16 protein-coding genes are annotated in these 21,951 nt (G+C 62.7%); 5 read left to right on the forward strand and 11 right to left on the reverse strand.

Annotated features, from left to right (window positions below; translation table 11 throughout):
* Positions 1 to 4: 4 nt before the first annotated feature.
* From ABD837_RS11370 to ABD837_RS11385, 4 genes are all read right to left on the reverse strand, one after another.
* Positions 5 to 889 carry a UbiA prenyltransferase family protein gene (locus ABD837_RS11370; protein ID WP_345054298.1) on the reverse strand — a complete coding sequence of 295 codons (885 nt, stop codon included), beginning with the start codon at positions 887 to 889 and terminating at the stop codon, positions 5 to 7.
* Positions 890 to 982: 93 nt separating this feature from the next.
* A complete protein-coding gene (locus ABD837_RS11375) occupies positions 983 to 1,684 on the reverse strand; it encodes a DUF4919 domain-containing protein (RefSeq protein ID WP_345054300.1) in 702 nt (233 codons plus the stop codon).
* Between the two features lie 125 nt (positions 1,685 to 1,809).
* Positions 1,810 to 2,370, reverse strand: coding sequence for an inorganic diphosphatase (locus ABD837_RS11380; RefSeq protein ID WP_345054302.1), 561 nt, complete (start codon positions 2,368 to 2,370; stop codon positions 1,810 to 1,812).
* Between the two features lie 73 nt (positions 2,371 to 2,443).
* Complete coding sequence (locus tag ABD837_RS11385) at positions 2,444 to 4,249, reverse strand: alkaline phosphatase family protein (RefSeq protein WP_345054304.1); 1,806 nt, start codon at positions 4,247 to 4,249, stop codon at positions 2,444 to 2,446.
* Between the two features lie 154 nt (positions 4,250 to 4,403).
* On the opposite strand from ABD837_RS11385, the gene ABD837_RS11390 reads away from it, so the two are divergent.
* Positions 4,404 to 5,096 carry an HAD family hydrolase gene (locus tag ABD837_RS11390; protein ID WP_345054307.1) on the forward strand — a complete coding sequence of 231 codons (693 nt, stop codon included), beginning with the start codon at positions 4,404 to 4,406 and terminating at the stop codon, positions 5,094 to 5,096.
* A 20-nt stretch (positions 5,097 to 5,116) separates the two neighbouring features.
* Here ABD837_RS11390 and ABD837_RS11395 read toward each other — a convergent pair whose 3' ends face one another.
* Positions 5,117 to 7,192: an FG-GAP-like repeat-containing protein gene (locus tag ABD837_RS11395; protein ID WP_345054309.1), complete on the reverse strand. Its 2,076-nt coding sequence runs from the start codon at positions 7,190 to 7,192 to the stop codon at positions 5,117 to 5,119.
* Positions 7,193 to 7,398: 206 nt separating this feature from the next.
* Between ABD837_RS11395 and ABD837_RS11400 the strand changes: the two genes are divergently transcribed.
* Positions 7,399 to 9,864 carry a S9 family peptidase gene (locus ABD837_RS11400; protein WP_345054312.1) on the forward strand — a complete coding sequence of 822 codons (2,466 nt, stop codon included), beginning with the start codon at positions 7,399 to 7,401 and terminating at the stop codon, positions 9,862 to 9,864.
* A gap of 104 nt (positions 9,865 to 9,968) precedes the next feature.
* On the opposite strand, the gene ABD837_RS11405 is transcribed toward ABD837_RS11400, so the two are convergent.
* The 5 genes from ABD837_RS11405 to ABD837_RS11425 form a co-directional block, all read right to left on the reverse strand.
* The gene (locus ABD837_RS11405; protein ID WP_345054315.1) at positions 9,969 to 10,715 is read right to left on the reverse strand and encodes a hypothetical protein; all 747 of its coding nucleotides are present in this window, start codon (positions 10,713 to 10,715) and stop codon (positions 9,969 to 9,971) included.
* A 10-nt stretch (positions 10,716 to 10,725) separates the two neighbouring features.
* Positions 10,726 to 12,957, reverse strand: a complete 2,232-nt coding sequence (locus ABD837_RS11410; RefSeq protein ID WP_345054318.1) for a prolyl oligopeptidase family serine peptidase — start codon at positions 12,955 to 12,957, stop codon at positions 10,726 to 10,728.
* Between the two features lie 175 nt (positions 12,958 to 13,132).
* A complete protein-coding gene (locus ABD837_RS11415; protein ID WP_345054320.1) occupies positions 13,133 to 14,209 on the reverse strand; it encodes a hypothetical protein in 1,077 nt (358 codons plus the stop codon).
* 569 nt (positions 14,210 to 14,778) lie between these two features.
* Positions 14,779 to 15,201, reverse strand: a complete 423-nt coding sequence (locus ABD837_RS11420) for a response regulator (protein WP_345054323.1) — start codon at positions 15,199 to 15,201, stop codon at positions 14,779 to 14,781.
* Between the two features lie 46 nt (positions 15,202 to 15,247).
* Positions 15,248 to 17,731, reverse strand: a complete 2,484-nt coding sequence (locus ABD837_RS11425; RefSeq protein ID WP_345054326.1) for a PAS domain-containing sensor histidine kinase — start codon at positions 17,729 to 17,731, stop codon at positions 15,248 to 15,250.
* 776 nt (positions 17,732 to 18,507) lie between these two features.
* On the opposite strand from ABD837_RS11425, the gene ABD837_RS11430 reads away from it, so the two are divergent.
* The 3 genes from ABD837_RS11430 (at position 18,508) to ABD837_RS11440 (ending at position 20,396) form a co-directional block, all read left to right on the forward strand.
* Positions 18,508 to 18,987 carry an RNA polymerase sigma factor gene (locus tag ABD837_RS11430; RefSeq protein ID WP_345054328.1) on the forward strand — a complete coding sequence of 160 codons (480 nt, stop codon included), beginning with the start codon at positions 18,508 to 18,510 and terminating at the stop codon, positions 18,985 to 18,987.
* A 1-nt stretch (position 18,988) separates the two neighbouring features.
* Positions 18,989 to 19,633 (forward strand): hypothetical protein, encoded by a 645-nt coding sequence (locus ABD837_RS11435; protein ID WP_345054330.1) that lies wholly within the window; start codon positions 18,989 to 18,991, stop codon positions 19,631 to 19,633.
* A gap of 133 nt (positions 19,634 to 19,766) precedes the next feature.
* Complete coding sequence (locus ABD837_RS11440) at positions 19,767 to 20,396, forward strand: hypothetical protein (protein WP_345054333.1); 630 nt, start codon at positions 19,767 to 19,769, stop codon at positions 20,394 to 20,396.
* A 456-nt stretch (positions 20,397 to 20,852) separates the two neighbouring features.
* Here ABD837_RS11440 and ABD837_RS11445 read toward each other — a convergent pair whose 3' ends face one another.
* Positions 20,853 to 21,854 (reverse strand): sugar phosphate nucleotidyltransferase, encoded by a 1,002-nt coding sequence (locus ABD837_RS11445; protein ID WP_345054336.1) that lies wholly within the window; start codon positions 21,852 to 21,854, stop codon positions 20,853 to 20,855.
* Positions 21,855 to 21,951: the final 97 nt, after the last annotated feature.

Genomic DNA, 21,951 nt, shown 5'->3' on the forward strand with positions numbered 1-21,951 from the left:
GGCTCTACTTTCCGATGAGGTATAGCACGGCTGGCACCAGCAACACACCATCGGCCAGCAGGGCAAAGAAATAATCGGAGCGCCGCTCCTCGGCGAGCAGAATAACGGCCGCTGCTGCCAGTGCCGTGAGGCCCAGGCCCAGCGGCGGCACTCCGCGCTCGTAGCCCAGCGTCATGGCCGCGGCCAGGAATGCCAGTGCTACGGCCCGGGCTCCGGCCACGCCCAGCACCACCGGAAAGGTGCGGGTACTGGCCGCCCGGTCGCGGCTCAGGTCGCGGATGTCGAACACGATGGTGAGGGCCAGCACCAGGCAAAAACGTTGGGTTAGCAGGCCCAACGCTTCGACCAGCGGGCGGTGCAGGGCCAGCGCGGGCAGCCCCACCGTGATGGCCGACCACACGCCTGCAATGAGAAAACCCTTCAGCAAGGGCACTTCGCGCAGGGCCCGGCGCTGCCCCTGCCAGCGCACTAGCGGCCACGAATACACCAGTGCCAGCACCGTGAGGGGCAGCAGGGCCGGCAGGTAGTGCCACCAGCCATCGCCCAAAAAGAAGTAGCCGGCCACCAGGGCGGCCACGCCGGCCAGCGCCGCCAGCGCCCGGCGGTGCCGCTGCTGCCAGGCCTTGCGCCCCGAGCCCGCCGCGGGCTGCCGGTGCTTGAAGGGCAGCACCGCATCGAGGTTGTACACGAGCAGCGTGGCGGCAAACACCAAGGCCACTACCCGGCCGTTCACGCCACCCGCGGCCGCTGGCCAGCGCCGGAACGAGGCAGCCGTCTGGGCCGCGGCCGCCCCGGCCAGCCACACGCTGCTAAAGAGCACGGCATCGAGCAACTGCCGAAACAGGTTCCGGCCGGCCGCTGGGGCCGCAATAGGAGCTGGAGAATCCACGAAACGAAGGTAGCGGGCAGTGGCCGGCGGCCATGTCAGAAGGCCGGCTTCCGAGAAAAACGAGGTGTCCGTTTTAGTTGATTCGGCACCGGTTCAACGTGTTTTCTGGCGCAACTCTCGCAGCATGGTGCTGCTGGCTGGCTGAATTTGAAAGTACATGTCGTAGCCCGACTCGGCGCTGCCTTCGCGGCCCTGCACCGAAAGAATATCCAGGAAGTTCCCCTGCTTGTCGCGCCCCGACCCCATACTCCCCAGTTTTCTGCCCCGATACCGGCTGATAAACACCTGACCATCGGTGGGGCCAATGGTGAAAATGGCCGTCTCGGCCGAAAGGCCGTCGCCGCTGGCAGCCATCGCCTCAATAAGACGCTTGTATTGCCGCAAGTAGTGCTCGGAGCTATCGGGCTGCGCAAGCTTGTGGTGGGCATACGATTTTTCCAGCAGCCCCTGCAGGCTGAGCGGGTGGCGGTGAATGAACGGGTCGGCTTCGTCTAACACCTGCTGGTACTGTTTTTCGTCGTTCAGGCGGTAGAGGTGGCGCTCCGTGTCGAGGTCCTTGTACGGGGCAAAGTCGGGTTGGCTGGTGTAGCCAGCCATCAGGGCCCACACCTGCGGGTCGGTCAGGCTGGCATTAGCTCGGAACTGTTGCAGCAAAGCAGGGTAGTAGCCGGGGCTGCCGGGGTTTGTCGCCTCTTTAGCCAGCCGGGCGTAGTCGCGGTGGTACACAAACGTCTGGCTGTAGCCGGGCAGATGAATCAGCCAGCCCAAGGCCAGCAGCAGGAAGCGGAAACGCATCGGATAAAAGCAGAAATTGAATGTGCCGGTGAAGATGCATCCGGCGGCTTAAATAAATAATCCGCAGAGACGACCACCAGCCCAAAGCCAGTAGCCACCCCTGCGGACCAAGTGCTCGACCGTAGCTATTTAGCCTGGCGGTCGCCAAAAGTTTCTTCGTAGAGCTTAATGCTGGCGTTGATGATGCGGTAAGCATCCTCCTTGCCCAGAAACTGCTCCACGGTCACGTGCTTGTTGTGTTCCAGGGCCTTATAGTCCTCGAAAAAGCGCTGCATTTCCAGCAAGGTGTGCGGCGGCAGGTCGCTGATGTCGTTGTAGTGGTTCACGGAGATGTCGTGGGCGGCGACGGCAATGATTTTATCGTCCTCTTCGTCCTGGTCCACCATCTGCATTACGCCGATAACCTTAGCCTCCACGAGGCACATGGGCACAATATCAACCGAGCAGAGCACCAGGATATCGAGCGGGTCGTTGTCGTCGCAATACGTTCGCGGGATGAAGCCGTAGGCCGCCGGGTAGTGCACCGCCGAGAACAGCACGCGGTCGAGCTTGAGCAGGCCGCTCTCTTTGTCGAGCTCGTACTTGCCTTTGCTGCCCTTCGGGATTTCGATGATAGACTGGACAACGGCGGGGGTTTCGTCGCCGCGCGACACGTCGTGCCAGGGATTAAAATGGGTATTGGCCATAGGTTGTTGCGCCCGGCTCGTGCCGGGCGATTGGTAAAGCAAACAAGTGAAGTAAAAGTTAGATTAATCGATATTAGCGCAGCACCTCGGCCAGCGGCACGCCGCTGCAGCCGCTGGGCTCCTGAATGTGCAGGAAGCGCGCCAGCGTGGCGGCAATGTCCACCACTTGGGTGGGTGCTACCGACTCGCCGTGCTTTACGTGCCAGCCCCAGAAAAGGAGCGGCACGTGCGTGTCGTACGACCACGATTCGCCGTGCGTGGTGCCTTTGGCCGGGAAGCTGTAGGCTTCGTACCAGCCGGGCTCGAGCACCACCAGCACGTCGCCGCAGCGCTTGGGGTAGTAGCCGTTTTCGAGGTACATGAGCGTGCCGCTCTCCCAATGCGATTTCTGGATGTCTTCGGCCGTGAGAGCGCGGCTCACGCCGGGCAGCTGCACCATCACCTGCACCACTTCCTCGGACAGCTCATGGAAGTTGATTTTCTTCTGGCCGGCCAGGGTGCGGTTCAGGTACACCTGCTGGTTTTCGTAGCTCAGCACCCAGTTGCCGGCGCCGTGGCGGCGCACCAGCCGATTTTGCAGCGTGTCGCGCATGATGCTGGCGCCCACGGCGCCGGCCGGCAGCCGGTGGGCCTGCAGGAAGGCGGGCGAGTGGGCCGCGCCGTGGTCAGCCGTCAGGAATACCAGCGCCTGGCCCTTGCCTACAGTCTTGTCGAGGGTTTCGAACAAGCGAGTCAGCTCCTGGTCGAGGCGCAGGTAGGTGTCCTCCACCTCGATGGAATTCGGACCGAACTGGTGGCCCACGTAGTCGGTGCTGCTGTAGCTCAGGGCCAGGAAATCGGTTATGCCGCGCTGGCCCAGCTGCTCGGCCTGAATGGCGGCCAGCGCCATTTCAGTGGTAATGGTGTTGCCGAAAGGCGTGCTCGGCAGCAGGCCCAAATTGGGCGTAGCCGCGTTGGCCGCGGTAGCGCCTGGCTTGGCCGTAGTGGAGGTGTTTTTGCCGTCGGCGGCCGTTTGGGCGGCGGGGCCGGGCAGGTTGTCTTTAGCCGCGATGGCAGCCGGCACGCCGCTGATGGCGGGCAGGTTGTGCGGAAAGACGGGCGCGGCTTCGCCTTTGAAGGCAGCCTCCCAGGTCACGTTGTCGGGCGTGCTTTCGGTGTACTCGCCAATGGGCCGCAGGGTGTTCCAGGGTTGCGAGAGGTACTTGGTGGCCAGCCCGCGCTGGTTGAACTTCACCACCCAGTCGGGCAGCGTTTTCTGGTAGAAGGTGCTGCTGATGAAGGAGCCGTTGCCGCCGTCGTACCAATAGGCGGCGTTGGCGGCGTGGCCAGCCGGCAAAATGCTGCCCCGGTCCTTGATGCACACCCCAATCACCTTGCTCTGGAAGTTGGTGGCCAGCCGCAGTTCGTCGGTGATGGTGGTGGTGAGCATGTGGCGGGGGCTCTGCTGGCCGGCTGCGCCGGTACCGCCCACGCTTTCCACGGTCTTGTCTTCGGTTACGTAGGTGGCGCGGTTTTCGTCGCGCACATACCAGTTGTTGCCCACAATGCCATTGGCTGAGGGTGTGGCCCCGGTGTAAATGCTGGCGTGGCCCGGCCCGGTGTAAGTAGGCACGTAGTTGTAGTGGGTATTTTCAAAGCTGAACCCCTCGCCCAGCAAGCGCCGGAAGCCGCCCTTGCCAAACTTGCTCCAGTAGCGGTAGAGGTAGTCGTAACGCATCTGGTCGACCACGATGCCCACCACCAGCTTCGGCCGGGCCGGGCCGTTAGCCGGGGCTGCTTTGGTAGTGGCAGACGCTTTGGCGGCGTTGCGAGCCGGGGCCTGGGCAAACGAAGGACTGGCTGCCAGGGCAGCCAGAGCAAGAGGAAAAATCTTTTTCAAGAGAAAGCAGGTAAGACTACGTCCCGGCAAAGATACCTGCGAACGATATAGAGACGCGACCCATCGCGTCTCGGCGGCCGCACCGACTGGGCAGGCACCGTTCCGTTTCAATCGTTCAACGCCGAGACGCGATGGGTCGCGTCTTTACATCTCTATGAAACTAGCCCTCATTTTCGACATGGACGGCGTGCTTGTCGACAACACCGCCATCCAGGCGCGCGCCTTCCAATTGCTTTTCCGCGACCTGGGCCTCACGACCAAAGCCTTGCCCCTGCTCCGGCGCCTCAATGGCATGCCGGCCGGCGACATTCTCCAGCAGGTGTTCCGCCACCCCGTTTCCAAAAAGCAGCTCGAACTCTACGCCGAGCAGCGGGAGTTTCTCTACCGCACCCTGTACTGGAGCAAGCGCCGGGCGCTGCCGGGCCTCGTGGCGTTTCTGCAGGCCGCGCGGGCCGAAGGGTTCAAAATCGGCCTCGGCACCGGCTCGGGCGGCTCCACCCTCAGCTACATTCTCGACCACCTCGACCTGCGCCGCTACTTCGACGTCATCGTTGGGAAAGACGACGTGCCTAAGGGCAAGCCCCACCCCGATACCTACACTGCCACTGCCGCCAAGTTGGGCGTGAAGCCCGAAGACTGCATTGTGTTCGAAGATGCGCTGCTGGGCGAGCAGGCCGCCTACCGCGCTGGCATGCGCTGCGTGGTCGTGGCTACTACTCTCAAGGGCAAGGATTTTCAGGCCCCGCTCACCGTCATCAACGACTTCACCGAGCTCACCCCGGCACGGCTGCTGGAGCTGATGGCCCGGCAGCCCGAAGCGCCCAAGCCGCAGAAGCGGCGCGGGTAGCCCCGGGGCGGTGGTTCGGGTTAGTCCAGCGTCACCCGCCGGGTTTCGGTATGTCCTTCGGCCTGCAACCGCAGCACATACGCGCCGGCCGGTACTTGCGCACCATCGAACTCCACCTGCGTGCCACCCGCGAGTAGAGTTATCTGCTGCCGTCGCACGGTCTGCCCCAGCAAATTCAGCAGCGACAACTGCCCGGTAGTGGCCCCGGCCAGTGCCGGCACCACTACTCTGAGCTGGCCATGGCCGGGGCTCGGATACACCTGCAGGCCGGCCGTGGGGCGCCAGCTGGTGGCGGCCAATGCGCTCCCGGGCACAAACCGGGTGTTGCTGGTGAGCAGGCCCCGAGGGGTGGTGATGGTGACGGGGCCGGCCGTAGCTCCAGCCGGCACAATGGCCCGCAGCAGGGTAGGCGACACCACGCTGAAATCGCCCGCCGGCACTGGGGTGCCATTAAAGCTTACGGCGCTGGCCCCGGTCACGTCGGTGCCGCGCAGCAACACGGCCGTGCCCACCGGGCCGCTGGCCGGGGCCACCGTCGTGCGCAAACCGGAGAGCTGGTTCAGGCGCACGCTCACGGTGCCGTTGCTGCCGCCGGCGCCACTGCCGCTGCCGCTGTTGTTGTTATTGGCCGTCGCAAAGTCCAGGTTGCCATCGCCGTCAATATCGCCCAGCGCCACGGCCCACGGAAAGCTGGCCCCCACGGCCGGCTCGGGCCCCAGCACGGGCTCCAGGAAAATCCCGCTGCCAAAGCCCCCGTTCAGGCGAAGGGTGACCGTGCCGGTCGTATTATCATTGCCTATCAGCATATCCAGGTCGCCGTCGCCGTCGATATCGCCCAAGGCAACATCGAGGGGCTGGCGCGAAACCGGTGTGCTTTGAAAAGGTGCAAACGTGTTGCTCCCGCTATTAAGCCAGGTATCAACACTGTTGGCCGTGCCGCCCCGGCTCACCACTAGGTCGGGGTATCCATCGCTGTTGATGTCGCCCAGCGCAGCCTTGTTCGTAAAGAGCCCGGTGCTGATATCCGCATTGATGGCGGGAACGACGAACATGCCGCTGTTCAGCCCACTGTTCAGCCGCACGCTTACCAGGTTGGTGTTGCCGGCGCACACGGCCAGCAGGTCCAGGTCGCCGTCGCCATCGAGGTCGCCGAGCAACACCTGGCTGGGGCCGGTTCCAACGGCCACTTCACCGCCGCTGGGCGGGGACAGGAAAATACCGCTGTTCAGCCCGTTGTTCAGCCGGATACTCACCGTGTTGCTCCCGGCATTGGCCGTGAGCGCATCCAGGTCGCCGTCGCCATCGACATCGCCCAGGGCCAGGCCCAGCGCCACGCTCCCCACGGCCACGCTGGACGGCGAGACAGGCACGAAGAAGCCACTGTTCACCCCATCATTCCGGCGAATTTTCAGGCTGCCATCGGCCGAGGTGGCCAGTAGGTCGAGGTCGGTGTCGCCGTCAATGTCGCCCAAAGCCAGGCGAGCCAGACCCTGCGAATTGCCGCCCAACGGAAATTCAGCACTGACTCCTGAAGGCACAAAATTCCCGCTGTTCAGGCCACTGTTGAGGCGCACGCTCACCGTGTTGATGCCCGTTCCCACCAGCATATCCAAGTCGCCATCGCCGTCGACGTCGCCCAGCACGATGCTGGCGGGGCCGGGAGGCACGGAAACCGGGTTGGGATTGGCAGCCGGCGGGGCGAACGTGCCGCCGCCAAACCCGTCGACCGCGGTGGTGAACTCGTAGCAGTAGGGCACGCTGCCGGTGCCGCCCGTGCCCTGCACCGTGGCGGGCACGCTTACCTGCACCGTTTCGCCGGGCAAAAAGGGCGTGGCCGGCACAAACGTAATGGTGTTGCCGCTGGTACTGAAAGCGCCCGCTTTGCGCCCGCCGGCCCGCACCGAATGCACCTGCACCGTACTTGCCGAGGCCGGGGTAATGGCCTGCGACAGCGTGATGCTGACCGGCGCTGTGCGCGGCACGGCCCCGGCGCTGCGGGCCGGCAGCAGGCTCGTTACTGCAGGAGCCTGGGCCTGGGCAAGCGCCACCGAACCAAACACGAGCAAGCAGGCAGCGGGTAAAACTAATTGGGGCATGTGAGCCAATAGGATAGCGTTGTGGGCTGCCCAACGGGCAAGCGGTTCTGCAATGATACAGCCAATAGCCCGCTCGCCGGCAACTGCACCTGGCATAAGAACCCAAGCACCTGCCGGCGCAGCGTCCCGATGGTCAGCCGCGCACTAGGCACTTGAGCAGCCGCTGTTTCGCAGCAATTTCGGCGCTTGCCGGAGTAGCTTTGGTGATGCGTAATTTTTACTTTCTGGGGTTGCTGCTGTTGGCAGGGCCCGTTCTGGCGCAGGCCCCGGCCGCCGCGCCCGCTACAGCCAGCCCGCTGGCCCCGCTCACCGTCGAGAAAATCATGCGCGACCCGGTGCAGTGGCTGGGCACTTCGCCGTCGGGCGTGTATTGGGACGAAGATGGCCGGCACATCTACTTCAACTGGAACCCGACCAAAGACCGGCGCGACTCGCTGTACCAAGTGGCGCCCACGGGTACTGCTGCGCCGCGCAAGGTGCCCCAGCGCGAGCAGCGCACGCTGCCGGCCAGCGGCGGCACGTACGATAACAAGTATACCCGCAAGGTGTACGAGCGCGACGGCGACATATACCTGCTGGACTTGAAAACCCAAAAAGTGCGGCGCGTGACCAATACCGCCGAGCGCGAAACCAGCCCCGACTTTGCCCTGCGCGATAAGCTGGTGAGCTACGTGCGCGCCCAAAACCTCTATACCTGGGACCCCGCCACCGGCGAAACCACCCAGCGCACCGACTTCCGCAAGGGCAGCAAGCCCGCCAGCACCACGCCTACCGACAAGGCCGAGCGCTACCTGCGGGCGCAGCAGCTGGCTTTGTTCGACGTGGTGCGGCTGCGCGAGCAGGACCGGCTGGCGCAGGAGCAGCAACAGAAAGCTTTGGCCCGGCTGCAGCCCAAGGCCATTTACCTCGGCCTGCAAACGGTGGTCAACATGCAGCTCAGCCCCGACGGCCGCTACGTCACCTACACGCTGCGGCAGGAGCCCGCGGGCGCGAAAGTCGCGTTGGTGCCCAGCTTCGTCACGGCGTCGGGCTTCACGGAAGACATCACGAGCCGCCCCAAAGTGGGCGCCGCCCAAACAGCCGTCGAGCTGGGCATCTACGACATTGCCCGCGATACCACCTTCGTGCTGGGCTACTCCGAGTTGAAGGGCCTCGACGAGCAGCCGGCGTACCGCAAGGAATACCAGCTGCCCGCCAAAGCCCCTATGCCCGCCGACTCGGCCAAGGCCGCGGCCGCCGGCAAGCCGAAGAAGCCCGAGCTGCGCCGCGTGCAGCCTTTTGGCCCGTACTGGTCGGCCGATGGGCAGCGGGCCTTCCTGGTGATGCGCACTGCCGACAACAAGGACCGCTGGATAGTCGGCCTGGACCCGGCCACCCAGAAAATCAAGCTGCTCGACCGCCAACACGACGACGCCTGGATTCACGGCCCCGGCATCGGCAACGGCCCGGGCAACGTGGGCTGGATGCCCGACAACCGCCGGGTATGGTTTCAGAGCGAGGAAACCGGCTACAGCCACCTCTACACCGTGGACGTAGCCACCGCCCAAAAAAAGGCCCTGACCAGCGGCAAATTCGAAATTCAAAACGCCCAGCTGAGCCGCGACCGCCAGATGTGGTACCTCAGCAGCAACGCCACCCACCCCGGCGAGCAGCAGTTCTACCAGATGCCCCTAAACGGCGGCCCGCTGCGCCAGATAACCACCCGCCCCGGCGCGCACGACGTCACCGTATCACCCGACGGCCGTACCCTGGCCGTGCGCTACAGCTACACCAACAAGCCCTGGGAGCTGTTCGTGATGGACAACAAGCCCGGCGCCAAAATGCGGCAGCTCACCCACAGCACCACGCCGGAGTTCGAAAGCTACCCGTGGCGCGACCCGGAAATCATCACCTTCAAGGCCCGCGACGGGGCCGACGTGTACGCCCGCCTCTACCGCCCGGCCACACCCGCCGCCCAGGGCCCGGCCGTGATATTCGTGCATGGCGCCGGCTACGTGCAGAACGCGCATAAGTGGTGGAGCAGCTACTTCCACGAGTACATGTTCCACAACCTGCTGGTGGAGAAGGGCTACACCGTGCTCGACATCGACTATCGCGGCTCGGCTGGCTATGGGCGCGACGTGCGCACGGGCATCTACCGCTACATGGGCGGCAAAGACCTCACCGACCAGGTGGACGGCGCCAAGCTGCTGACGGAAAAGTACGGCGTGAGCCCGCAGCGGCTGGGCATCTACGGCGGCTCGTACGGCGGCTTCATCACCCTCATGGCCATGTTCACGCAGCCCGACGTGTTTAAGGCCGGCGCCGGGCTCCGCTCCGTCACGGACTGGGCGCACTACAACCACGGCTATACCGACAACATCCTCAACGAGCCTTACAACGACTCCCTGGCCTACGCCCGCTCATCGCCCATCAACTACGCCAGCGGCCTGAAAGGGGCCCTGCTGATGTGCCACGGCATGGTGGACACCAACGTGCACTTCCAGGACATCGTGCGCCTGTCGCAGCGCCTCATCGAGCTCAAAAAGGAAAACTGGGAGCTGGCCGTGTACCCCGTCGAGGACCACGCATTCCTGGAGCCCTCCTCCTGGACCGACGAGTACAAGCGCATCCTCAAGCTCTTCGAAACCAACCTAAAACCAGCCGGCGACAAGGCTGGGGCCGGGCAGTAAGCAACCCATTAGTTGAATTGCAATCGGGCATTAAAAAAGCGCATCTGAAATGGGATGCGCTTTTTTAATGCCCGATTGTTTTACACTACCATATCAGTAGCTGATTAGGGTCTGACGGTGGGCGCGGCGGGCAGGCGGGCCAGGTACGGTAGCACGTATTGATTCTGAGGAAAGAATTTCAACGTGCGCTGGCCGTAATGACGAGTTAAGGCAACGTTGCCTTGCTTGGCAAAGCACTCAGTTTGGTATTCGAGGGCGCTTTGGTAAATGTCATCGGTTTTCCACGAAGGCACCGCATTGAGCGTGTACAGAAAGCGGGAAAGGTTGTAAGCCGCCAGCTTCCACTGAGACTTATCCATTTGCATGGTGGCCAGTTTGTAGTACGACTCCCCGAAGCTCAGGTAAATGACGCTGGTGGTGGCGTCTTCGCGGCCGTAGGCATCAAGCAAGGCAATCAGGCGCTGGTAGGCGACATAGCTCTGGTCTTTAGCCCCCGGAACCCGATACAAGGAACGAGCATAGAGGCTGAGGACTTTGGGCGAAATCACCTTTTCAGCGATGAATGGCTTTAGCCGCTTTGCGGCCTCAGCATACTGCCCGGCGGCGTATTCCTGTTCGGCCTTCGCCACATCAGCGGCATGAGGCAGGGGCTTGGGTAGTTTAGTCGTGCTTGTAGCTGGGCGGTCCACGTCAGCATTGGTCACGGGCCGGTCGTCGGCAACCGAATTGAAATAGCGCTTGCCGGCCGGGAAGGCACAGTCATCATTTACCAGTTTCCACTGCCCCCAACTCAGGTGCGGCGCTAGTAACAGCAGTGCCGTGGCGAGCCAGTAGCATTTCAGGTGCTGCATAAACAATCGCCTACTTCACGTCCGGCGTCACGCCCATGTTGGCATAGCAGAAGCTCCATACGTCGGCCCACTCGTCAATCTGCAGCTTGGTGCTTTTGCCCGCTCCGTGGCCGGCGTTCACGTCCACGCGGATGAGCGTAGGGTTGGGGCCGGTGTTGGCGGCCTGCAGGGCGGCGGCGAATTTGAAGGAGTGCGCCGGTACCACGCGGTCGTCGTGGTCGGCGGTGGTAATCATCGTGGCGGGGTAGGCGGCGGGCTTCAGGTTGTGCAGGGGCGAGAACTTGCGCAGGTTCTCGAACTGCTTTTGGTCGGCCGAGGTGCCGTACTCGGGGGCCCAGTTCCAGCCGATGGTGAAGGTCTGGTAGCGCAGCATATCCATCACGCCCACGGCGGGCAGGGCCACTTTGCACAGGTCGGGGCGCTGCGTCATAGTCGCGCCCACCAGCAGGCCGCCGTTTGAGCCGCCCGCAATGGCGAGGTGCTCGTAGTCGGTGTAGTGCTCGGCTTTAAGGTAGTCGGCGGCGGCAATAAAGTCGTCGAACACGTTCTGCTTGTTGGGCGTCATGCCGGCTTTGTGCCAGGCCTCGCCGTATTCGCCGCCACCGCGCAGGTTCGGAATGGCCAGCACGCCACCGTTTTCCAGCCACAGCATGCGCGCCACCGAGAAGCTCGGCGTGAGCGAGATGTTGAACCCGCCATAAGCATACAGGTACGTCGGGTTCTTGCCATTCAGGGTCACGCCTTTTTTGTGCACGATGAACATGGGAATCTTCGTGCCGTCCTTGCTCGGGTAGAACACCTGCGTCGTCACGTAGTCCTGCGGGTTCACGTCCACCTTCGGCGCGCGGAAAACTGTGCTGGTGTTGGTGGCGAGGTCGTACTTGTAAATCGTGGTCGGGTAGGTGAACGAGGTGAAGGCGTAGTACACCGACTTGGCATCGCGCCGGCCCCCAAAGCCACTAGCCGTGCCAATGGCCGGCAGCGTTACATCGTGCTCAAACTTGCCCAGCTCCGAGTACACCTTCACCTGCGAGCTGGCATTGTTCAGGTAATCGGCAATCAGCTTGCCACCCACCTGCTGCACACTCTCCAACTTGTTTTTGCTTTCGGGCAGCACGTCGTGCCAGTTGGCCTCCTGTGGTTTCTTTGGGTCGATGCGAACGACGCGGTAGTTGGGGGCTTTGTAGTTGGTGTACACCAACACCTCGCCGCCCACGTTGCCAATCACGCTGTTGTTGTCTTCGTAGCTGGTAATCAACTTGGTCCAGGTGCTGGCCTGCTTGGGGTCGGCGAGGTCGCGCACCCACAGTTGGTTGCCGTCGGCCTTGCCGTCGGTAAGCGTCAATACCAGAAACCGCTCATCCTCCGTGGCGCTGGCGAAGCGGAAGCCGAGGGCCATTTTGGGGTTCTCGTACACCAGCTTGTCGGCGCTCTGCGGCGTGTTCAGCTGATGGAAATACACCTTGTGGTACTCGTTTTTGCCCGACAAGCCGTTCTGGCCGGCCTTGGGCGCATCGTAGCGGCCGTAGTAGAAGCCGTTTTTGGTCCACGACGTGCCCGACACCTTCACCCACTCCAGGGTTTCGGGCAGCAGCTTGTTGGTCTTCAGGTCCATAATCTGAACCTTGTGCCAGTCGGAGCCGCCGCTGCTGGTGGCATAGGCCAGGTAGCGATGGTCATTGCTGAACTCGGTACCGGCCAGGGCGGTAGTGCCGTCGGCCGAGAACTTGTTGGGGTCGAGCAGCACCTGCGGCCCGCCGCTGCCGCGCTGGCGGTACAGCACGGCTTGGTTCTGCAGGCCGTCGTTCTTGCTGAACACCAGCTCCTCTCCCACCTGCTCGGGCACGCCGAACCGCTCGTAGTTCCAGATTTTCGTCAGCCGCTCCCGAATCTTGTCCCGGAACGGAATCTGATTCAGGTAGCCGAATGTCACCTTGTTTTCCTCCGTCACCCAGGCTTTGGTGTCGGGCGCGTCGAGGGCTTCGAGCCAGCGGTACGGGTCGGGCACCTTGGTGCCAAAATAGTCGTCGACGTGGTCGACTTTGCGGGTTACGGGGTATTTCACGGGTGGCAGGGGGTCAGGCAGCTCCAACCCGGCTTTGCGGCTGGGCTCGGCGTATTCGCGAACGGTGGCTTCGGTAATGGGCCGATGGTTGGGCAGGGTGCTGCGGTCGGCGGGCGAGGTGGCGCGACAAGCGCTGGCGGCGGCCAGCACCAACACAACAGGTAAAGCAGCTTTCATGGTTATAGCAAAGTATGGTTGATGTAGATTAATAGAACGTCAGGCCGAGCGCAGCCGAGGCCTCTCGCGTGCAGCAGTAAGCTAACCGTTGGAAAGGATTAGTGGTGCCCAGCGAGATGCCTCGGCTACGCTCGGCATGACGGCCTGATTGGGCAGAACTCAACATGCCACCGCGCTAATCCATTTGCACATCGTCGGCCACGGCCCCAGTTGCGGGGGCGTCTGGCAAAGTCGCGGGCGCAGCCGCCGAAGTTGCAGCCAACGCCGTGGCCTCGGCCACCAGTTCGGGCAGGTTGGCACGCAGCCAGCGCAGCTCCTCGTCCACGCGCTGGCTCACCAGCCGCTCAACTTCCAGGCGCTGGGCCGGGCTGAGGCGGTCGAGCGCCGGGGTCGCAGCGGGCTCAGCAGTTCCGGCCAGTACCAGCGCTTCGGCCCGTTTGAGGCGAGCGGTGGAGTCAGCCACGGCGGCGCTGGTTTCGGCAGCAGCGGCCTGGGCGGCGGTAGCGGCCTGCTTGGCTTCCAGGGTTTCGCGGCGCTGCTGGCGGCGCCAGTGGCCCAGCGTCACGCGCAACATAACGTACAGCACCAGGCTTAGAATGCCCAGAATAAGGGCCAGCGGCGCGGCAAAGCGGTTTAGCAGGCTCTCGGTGCCAGCGGCAGGGCTGGCGTTGGGGTTGGCCCCCACGGCATCGCGCTCGGCCGCTGCCTGTGCCTCGGCAACTTCGGCGGGACCAGGCGCCCCGGGTGCGGTGTCAACTACGGTGGTATCGGCCCGTTCGGGGGCCATGGCGGCCGACACTTCGCCCATGGGTGTGCCCGAGGTGACGTAGTTGGTGAGGGCGGTTTCGAGGGCGGCCACGCGGGCCATGCGGGCGGGGTCTTTGCGCCGGGCGGGCGAGCTTTTCAGCTTGCTCACAATGGCTTTAGCCAGCGCCGCGAGCCGGGCCGGGTTGTCTTTCTTGCCTTGGTAAATGGCGCCCCGGCCCTCAATGGGTTGGTACAGCAGGCTGTACACGCGCAGGCTATCGGGCCGGATGCTGGCGGCCAGCGCGTCGAGGTTGCCGCCTTCGCAGCGCACGGTGCTTTTGAGGTTGGGCCGGCCGGCGTCGTCGTACACGAAGCGCACCGTGGCGCACCACATCTGCACCTTGCTCTCGTCGAGCGAGGGCTGGCCGAGGGGCGTTTGGGCCGAGGCGGGGCCAATGAGCAACACAAGGGCCAGCAGCAGGCCGAAAGCAGGGCGGAAAGTCATAAGCAGCGCGATTTTACCCGAAAAGTACGGTGGTGGGCGCTATTTATTATCTGACGTTACGCACCAACGTGCTGGCGCGCGTCTGTGACGCGTGCCGACTGGCTTTGAGCCTATGGCTCGGGCATTGGGGCCGTTTTGCCCGCCCGGCCGCAAGTCGTTCGCGCCCGAGCCCAGGCTCGAACCCAAGCGGCAGCGCGTCGCAGATGCGCCAGCTACACGCGGCGTAACGTCAGTTACGATGGTTTCGATGCTACCAGCGCGAGAACCTTTCCCGACTCTGTACATGCTGAAGCAACGCAACGTCGGCGGTGCTTGATTTGCCCGCACGACCGATGGCTTCGGCAAGATGCTCGGCTCCGACTGAAGCTGCTCCGGCTCTCAGAAGTCAGGCGCAGAGCTTCGGCCTATTTGCGTCATTGCCCGGGCGACGACCCGCTCTTTTTGGCTGTCATCACAGAAGAAACAGATGTCTTTCTTCTGTTCAACATTCTTATACTACCCCAAGGCAAAGCGAGCGAGCCAGATGGTCCGCTCGCTTTGCCTTGGGGTAACTGGGGCAAAAAGCGGCGTCATTCAGCGGCGGTTGGCAGGCCCGAATAGAGCTGCAGCAGGGTATCGATTTTCGCTTGGTCCAGGGGTTTGTCGAGAAGGCCGGCGATGGGCAAGGCGGAAGCGCGGTCGAAATCCTGAACGTTTTCGGAGGAGGTGAGTACGACCACGACCACGCCCTGCTGGTGCGCGGGGGGCAAGGCCCGAAAAGCTTCAAGAAATTGAAACCCGTTCATGACGGGCATGTTGAGGTCGAGCAGGACCAGCACGGGATTGGCGGAGCCAAACTGGTCCCGTTGCCGGGCCAGGACATCCAAGGCTTTGGCGCCGTTGGCGGCCATCAGCACCTGGTCGAACACGTTGCAGCGCTCGAACAGCCGCTCGTGGAGAAAATTGGTGATTTCGTTGTCGTCGACCAATAAAATAGTGGAAAGCTTGCGCATGGCACGGATAAAAATAGTTCGTGGACTGAAATAAATTCGCGGGGCGTTATGCTGCCCTGGCTGGCGCGGGGAGCATGACGGTGAAGGTGGTGCCCACGTCGGGCGTACTCTGCACGGCGATGGTGCCGCCGGCGTTTTCCGCGATGCGCTTGACCATGTAGAGGCCGACGCCCGAGCCCTCGACGTGGTCGTGCAGGCGGCGAAACAGGCCGAAAAGCTGGCCCTGCTGGTCGTGGGTGAGGCCAAGGCCGTTGTCTTGCACGTCGAGCACCACGGTGCCGTCTTCGGCGCAATGGCAGCGCAGCTCCACGTGGGGCGGGCGGGCGGGGTGGCGGTACTTGAAGGCGTTGCTGAGCAGGTTGAAGACGATGCTGCGCAGGTTTTTGGGCGCGAAGGTCACGCGCGGGCACGCGGCGACGTCCACAACCAGGCGGGCGTCGGCGGCGAGCTGCGGGGCCAGGTCGAGGCGGACGTCGGCCACGAGGGTGGCCAGGTCCACGCTTTCGACCGGCTGGGTACTGGCCCGCTGCAGCCGGGAGATGTCGGTGAGCTGGGCAATGGTGAGCTTGAAGCGGTCCACGGCCCCCTGCATGTGGCCGAGCAGCCGCGGCGCGTAGCGGCCCTGCAACAGTTCGGGGGGTATTTCTTCGCGCAACGCGTGCAGCAGGCCTTCGAGGTTGGAGATGGGCGTTTTGAGGTCGTGCGAGGCCGTGTAGATGAATGTGTCCAGGTCGTTGTTGGTACGCGTGAGCCGGTGGTTGCTTTCGGTGAGGGCCTCGTTGGCGGCCAGCAGCAGCAGCTGCTGGGTTTCGCGCTCGCGCCGGGCATGCACCCGCTCGGTCACGTCCAGGCTAAAGGTCAGCACGGCGTGCGGGGGCTCGGTGCCGTGGCGCAGCGGCAGGTAGGTCAGGTCTAGGAATGTTTCCTTCCGCGCGCCGGTGCGTGGGTCCACTACGTAGGAGGTAACCTCGGAGGCGCGGAAGGGCTCGCCGGTGCGCAGCACCCCGTGCACCAAGCCTGTGTATCCTTGCTCCACGGCTTCGGGAAACAGCTCACCCAGCGTGCGGCCCAGCACGGCCCGGCCAAGCGCAAACTGCTGAAACGTATCGTTGAAAAACGTTAAGCGGAGCTCCTCTCCCTCGCAAGTGACAACGCTGGCCGGCAGGGACGTGAGAATGTTGGTCAGCCGCTGCTCCTGCTGCTCCCGGGCATACTGGGCTTGCTTGAGGTCGTCGATGTCGAGGTTGGAGCCGAACCACTGGCGGGGCCGGCCGGCCTGCTCGGCCTCGGCCAGCGGCTCGGGCTCGCCCTGGCTGGCAAACCAGCGGTAGTGGCCGGCGGCCCCGCGCAGCCGGAACTCGTAGCGCCAGGGCCGGCCCTCGGCCAGGGCCGCGCCGAACTCCCGGGCAATGACGGGCAAATCGTCGGGGTGAATGAGCGTGGGCCAGACCTCGTTGACGGAGGCGCCGGGGTCCATGCCGGTGTAGGCGTACCACTGCGGGCTGATGTAGAGCACCTGGCCGGCTTGGTCGACGGTGAAGGTGGTGCTGGGCAGGCTTTCGGTGATGCGCAGCAGGCGCTGGGCAGTGGCCACGGCCTCGGCCTGGGCGTGGCGCAGGTCGTGGGTGCGCTCAAACACGCGCGCTTCCAGCTCCTGGTTGAGCAGGTGCAGCTGCTGCCGGGCCTCCACCTGCTCGGTCACGTCGTAGCTAAAGCTGAGCAAGCCGTCGATGGTGCCCGCGGGGTCGCGCGTGGCCTGCACGTAAAAGTTGTGGTAGCGTTGCTCCAGCTGGCCGGTGCCGGTGTAGTCGACCAGCGACGGAACTTCCTGGCCCTGAAACGGCTCCCCGGTTTGGTACACCTGGCCGAGCAAGTCGAGGTACGCCTGGCCTTCCTCGGGCAGGGCCTCCCGCACGGTGCGCCCCACCAGGGAGCGCCCGGGCAGGGCCTGCTGAAAGTTGCGGTTGACGTATTCGTACGTGTGCGCCGGTCCGCGGTAGGTGGCCACGAAGGCGGGCAAGTCCAGCAGGACGTCGTGCAGCCGCTGCCGCTGCGCTTCGGCGTCGGCGCGAGCCGTTTGCTCGGCGGCCTGGGCGGCGCGCAGGGCCTCTTCCACGGGCGTGCGGGGGTGGTCGGCGGTGTCGGCAAAGCTGACGACGAGCAGGTCTTCGCAGCGCTGGGCGGCGAGGCGGAAGTAGTTGTCGAGGCCGTCGGACTGGCGATTTACGTCGAACGTGCCCGGCTCGCCGGACTGGTACGTGCGGCGGTAGAAGTCGAAGACACCGTTAACGACCATCTCCGGGAAGCGGGCGAGGGCCGTGGTGCCCGGCCGCTCGGGCAAGCCCGTTATTCGCTGCGCGGCGGGGTTGAGGTAGTCGAAGCTGAAATCGACAATTTCGGGGCCACCGGGTCCGTACACCGGGCGCAGCAGGTTCACGGCGGAGAGCGAAACGGCCAGCAGCGTGGGCAGCAAGGCAGCGGGGAAGGGGGGCGAGGAGACGGAAGAATCTGGCGTAGCGTCGGGAACCATAAGCAAGCGGGGACGAAGCCTAAAGAATAGGCCTGCTAATATAAATTTTTATTGACAGAGCCCCTGCCCAAACGTCTGGGCGGCGCAAAATGCTCTGCGAACACCGCCTGAGGCCACCTTACACCCCCAAAAGCCGGGACTGGCTGCTGCGCGACAGGGGCCGTAAGCCACGGCGCCCCCCCTACCGAACCGAAGGTCAGCGAAGTTACCGGCCGCGCGCTGTGCCCCAACCTGCCCCGCGCCTTCGACCGCCACTTGTACTGGATTGACGCCGATTACCGCGTGTTGCAGACGGAGGATTTCGGCGAGCTAAGCGGCCCCACCTGCGGCGTGCGCTGCTTCGAGGGGCAGCAACTACAACTGCCGAAGCAGCCGGAGCGGTGGTTAAAGCGGGAGAATCTGACGAGACGCTAATCGGGTCAATAAGTTGCCGTTTGCTATTTTGACCGTGGCTGTTGCAGAAGTCGCCTGTGAACGCGAGTACGGCCTGCGCCAGCCGCTAAGCAGGAGTAAAAAGGTGCGTTTACGAGCCTTCTGAGCGCGGTTTATTTCGACTAATCCTTCTGTTAGAAGCGGTGCACCGAGTTCTGCAACAGCCACGACCGTTTTCCTGAACGACAGCAGGGGCTCTATCTTTCATGAATTCCACCCCCTGGGCCTGAATCAAGCGTTGCACGATGGGTTCACCCCCTCTATTTCTCTTATTAGGGCAAAAAAAACCGGGGTTATCTAAGGATTCCCCGCTTTCACCGACTAATTGGGAAATACCGACCATCTTGAAAGAGCAGTTCCTTCTACTCATCGAAACCCAGCAGGGCCTTATTCAAAAGGTCTGCAACATGTACTGCAACGCCAAGGAAGACAGGGAAGACCTTTTTCAAGACATCGTGCTTCAGCTCTGGCGTTCCTACCCCACTTTCCAGGGAGGCTCCAAGGTCACTACCTGGATGTACCGGATAGCCCTAAACACCGCGATTACCCGGCTGCGGAAGGAGACCAAGGCCGAGCGATTTGCCGAGCTGGGCCCCGAGGCGTTCCAGGTGCCGGCCGTGGAGGGGGGCTTCGGCGAGGAAATGGCGGCCATGCACCGGGCGATTCGGCGGCTCTCCCAGGTGGACCAGGCCCTGACCCTGCTCTACCTGGAGGATTGCAGCTACCGGGAGATGGCCGAGATACTGGGGATATCAGAGGCCAACGTGGGCTTCAAACTCCACCGGATTAAGGCCCAACTACGAATACTTATCAGCATATCTTAGCATGGAACTGGACACATTCAAAAGAAGCTGGGGCACCGCCCGCAGGGAAGGGGTCGAACACGGGGGGTATTCCCGTGAGGCATTAAACCGGATTATTGAGCGCAACACCAGCTCCTTGGGGAAGCTGAGGGAGAAGAGTGCCTTCTTGAACCAGTTCGGCGGGTGGAATGCCGCTCTGCTGGTGCTGCTGGCGGTGGGGTACGTGGTTTGGCAATACCACCTGGGCCTGGGGGGAAGCGCCTTGGCCGGGAAGCTTTCCCTGGCCGCTGTCCTAGTGGGTTTCGCCCTGTTCTCCAACTGGACCTACCGCCGACAGGCGGAAATATTCTCGGAAAACGCCGACGCCAGTTCGAGGGAAGCGCTCCGCCGGACCCTGGCGGCGTTTAAAAATTACTACCGGTTCGCTAATTCCGTCTACTTGGTTGTCTCCCCATTGGCCTTCTACGCGGTGTTCGAGGTCCACAGCTTCGGCCTATCGTTTGCAACCATCAGCCTGGCTTCCGCGGCCCTGACCGGTTGCTCTTTTCTGCTCCGGTACTGGTACTACCGGGCTGTTTTTTTCAGCAGGATAAAGGACATGGAATCCAACCTGCTCGAACTGGAAGATGGCCCCGGCTTCGAAGCCACTCCTAATGATGGCGGTTAACGCGTGGTCTGTTTCCAGCCAGCGTCCACAATGGGCGCAATCGGGGCCCAGCCAGCAATACAACGGCCCAAACACCCCCACTTGTCAGCGTACTCCCTCCAAACCAATCATTTCTAACTCTTACCCTTTCAACATGAAACAGATACTATGCCTCCTTGCCTTGGCATTTAATGGCCTTGTCACCCATGCCCAGAACTTCGAGGGCAAAATCATTTACCGCAACACCTACCAGAGCAAAACCCCGGGCCTCTCCGATGGGCAACTCAACGCCATGATGGGAGACGTGCAGAACTGGTACATAAAAGAAGGCGATTACCGGTCAGAGGTCAACGGGACACAGATGGCCTGGCAGTTGTACCATAACAGCGAAAACAAGCTGTACAGCAAGGTCGCCGGTTCTAACAGGCTGCTCTGGAATGACGGTGCCTCGAACCCCGACAGCGTGCTGAGCACGACGCTTCGCAAAGGCACCACCGAGATAATGGGGTATAAATGCGACGAGTTGACCCTGGTTTGCAGAAGCGGGGTGCAGAAATACTACTTCAGCCCGCGACTGCCAGTGTACCAGGACCTGTACAAAGCGCACCGTTACGGCAACTGGTATGCCTACCTCTCGAAAGCCGGTGCGGTCCCCCTGAAGATAGTGATTGACACCCCTCAATTTAGCATGGAGAGCGTGGCGACCGGTGTGTACCCCATGAAGCTCAGCAACACGTTTTTTGCGCTCCCCGCGGATGCGCAAACCATGAAGAGCCCTTACTAAGACCAAAGAAGCTTTTTTTGCAAACGGGTGGATTTACACGCTAATGTTTAACGCTCCCTTGCGTGAACTACTACCTGAACTCCCTCGCACAGATGCGAAACCAGCCTTAGCGGTGTAAATGGAGTTCAAGAAACCCGTTCACGAACCAACGTTCACGAAACCCCGGTTGGAGATGCGTTTCATAAACCCCGCCATCTAACAAACGAACGTATTCCGGATTTACTGCCCAAACGGCCCGGAAACCTGCGTTTTCGGGCCGTTTTTATACACATTATTGGAGGCTTGGTTGTCGAAAATCATCGGCTTAGCCACCACCTCCGGATAGCTGTGGCGCATGCGCTGACAGCTGTCATCCTGCGTTCTTTCCATTTCTTACGCTCTGCCGCCCATTCACAAAAGAAGCCCCGGCTACACTAGCAGCCGGGGCTTCTTTCGCTTCGGCCATTCTTGCAGCCCCTAGCTGTAGTCGATTTCGGTGTTGTCGCCGATGTTCAGCGAGTGGTTCATGCCCCGAAACGAGGCATCCGAGCCCACGATGCAGTTGCTCATCACCGCCGCGCGCAGCTCCGAGTACGAGCCGATGATGGAGTCGCTCAGAATGCAGTTCTGGATGATGGTTTTGTCGCCGATGGCCACGTTGGGGCCGATAATGGAGTGCGTAATCTGGCAGCCGCGCCCGATGCTGACGGGCGGGATAATCACGGCATCGGGGTATTCAGAGTAGTCGCGGCCGTCCAGAAACTCGGGGCGGTTCAGCAGGCGGGCGTTGGCTTCGAGCAGCGTTTCCTTGCGGCCGCAGTCGAACCAATTGTCCACCGGGCAGGTCGTCATCACCTCGCCTTCTTCAATAAGGTGCATCAGCGCGTCGGTGAGCTGTAGCTCGCCGTGGGTGCGCACGTCGGAATCGTGCAGCCATTCCAGGGCCTGGGCCAGCTTTTCGGGGTAGGCCAGCTTGTAGAGGCCTACCATGGCAAAATTCGATTTCGGAATTTTCGGCTTCTCGACTACCTTGTTCACGCGGCCGCCGTTGCTGGTCTCCACAATGCCAAAGCGGCTGGGGTCCTTCACTTCCTTCACGGCCAGCACGGTGCCGGGCGTGGCCATTAGGGCGGGCAGGTCCACGTCCACGATGGTATCGCCGAGCAGGATGAGCACGCCGTCGGGGTCGTGTCGGAACTCCTCGCGGGCCAGCCACAGCGCGTGGCCAATGCCCTCGCGGGGCTCCTGCACCACGAAGGTTGCTTGCAGCTGCGGGTAGCTGCGGCGCACGTAGCGCACAATTTTATCGCCCAGGTAGCCCACAATGAACACAAACTCGGTGATGCCCGCATCTGTGAGCCGGTCGATGAGGTGACCCAGAATGGTGTTGCCGGCCACCGGCACCAGACTTTTGGGCTGGGTGTGGGTATGCGGGCGCAGGCGCGAGCCAATGCCGGCCACGGGAATAACGGCTTTCATTGTAATGCAGCAGTATATGAGGCGATATCAGGAAGGACGAGCGGGGCCGCCAGTACCCAGCTACGCAGCAAGCTACAACTACTCGGGCTAAGCTGCG

The organism is Hymenobacter glaciei (genome assembly GCF_039539585.1).
GTDB lineage: Bacteria > Bacteroidota > Bacteroidia > Cytophagales > Hymenobacteraceae > Hymenobacter > Hymenobacter glaciei.

Bases quoted from the DNA above. Each gene is read 5' to 3' on its own strand.
- ABD837_RS11410 (WP_345054318.1), bottom strand. From the start codon at position 12,957: ATGAAAGCTGCTTTACCTGTTGTGTTGGTGCTGGCCGCCGCCAGCGCT.
- ABD837_RS11395 (WP_345054309.1), bottom strand. From the start codon at position 7,192: ATGCCCCAATTAGTTTTACCCGCTGCCTGCTTGCTCGTGTTTGGTTCG.
- ABD837_RS11420 (WP_345054323.1), bottom strand. From the start codon at position 15,201: ATGCGCAAGCTTTCCACTATTTTATTGGTCGACGACAACGAAATCACC.
- ABD837_RS11425 (WP_345054326.1), bottom strand. From the start codon at position 17,731: ATGGTTCCCGACGCTACGCCAGATTCTTCCGTCTCCTCGCCCCCCTTC.
- ABD837_RS11390 (WP_345054307.1), top strand. From the start codon at position 4,404: ATGAAACTAGCCCTCATTTTCGACATGGACGGCGTGCTTGTCGACAAC.
- ABD837_RS11400 (WP_345054312.1), top strand. From the start codon at position 7,399: ATGCGTAATTTTTACTTTCTGGGGTTGCTGCTGTTGGCAGGGCCCGTT.
- ABD837_RS11415 (WP_345054320.1), bottom strand. From the start codon at position 14,209: ATGACTTTCCGCCCTGCTTTCGGCCTGCTGCTGGCCCTTGTGTTGCTC.
- ABD837_RS11405 (WP_345054315.1), bottom strand. From the start codon at position 10,715: ATGCAGCACCTGAAATGCTACTGGCTCGCCACGGCACTGCTGTTACTA.
- ABD837_RS11440 (WP_345054333.1), top strand. From the start codon at position 19,767: ATGAAACAGATACTATGCCTCCTTGCCTTGGCATTTAATGGCCTTGTC.
- ABD837_RS11380 (WP_345054302.1), bottom strand. From the start codon at position 2,370: ATGGCCAATACCCATTTTAATCCCTGGCACGACGTGTCGCGCGGCGAC.
- ABD837_RS11435 (WP_345054330.1), top strand. From the start codon at position 18,989: ATGGAACTGGACACATTCAAAAGAAGCTGGGGCACCGCCCGCAGGGAA.
- ABD837_RS11445 (WP_345054336.1), bottom strand. From the start codon at position 21,854: ATGAAAGCCGTTATTCCCGTGGCCGGCATTGGCTCGCGCCTGCGCCCG.
- ABD837_RS11375 (WP_345054300.1), bottom strand. From the start codon at position 1,684: ATGCGTTTCCGCTTCCTGCTGCTGGCCTTGGGCTGGCTGATTCATCTG.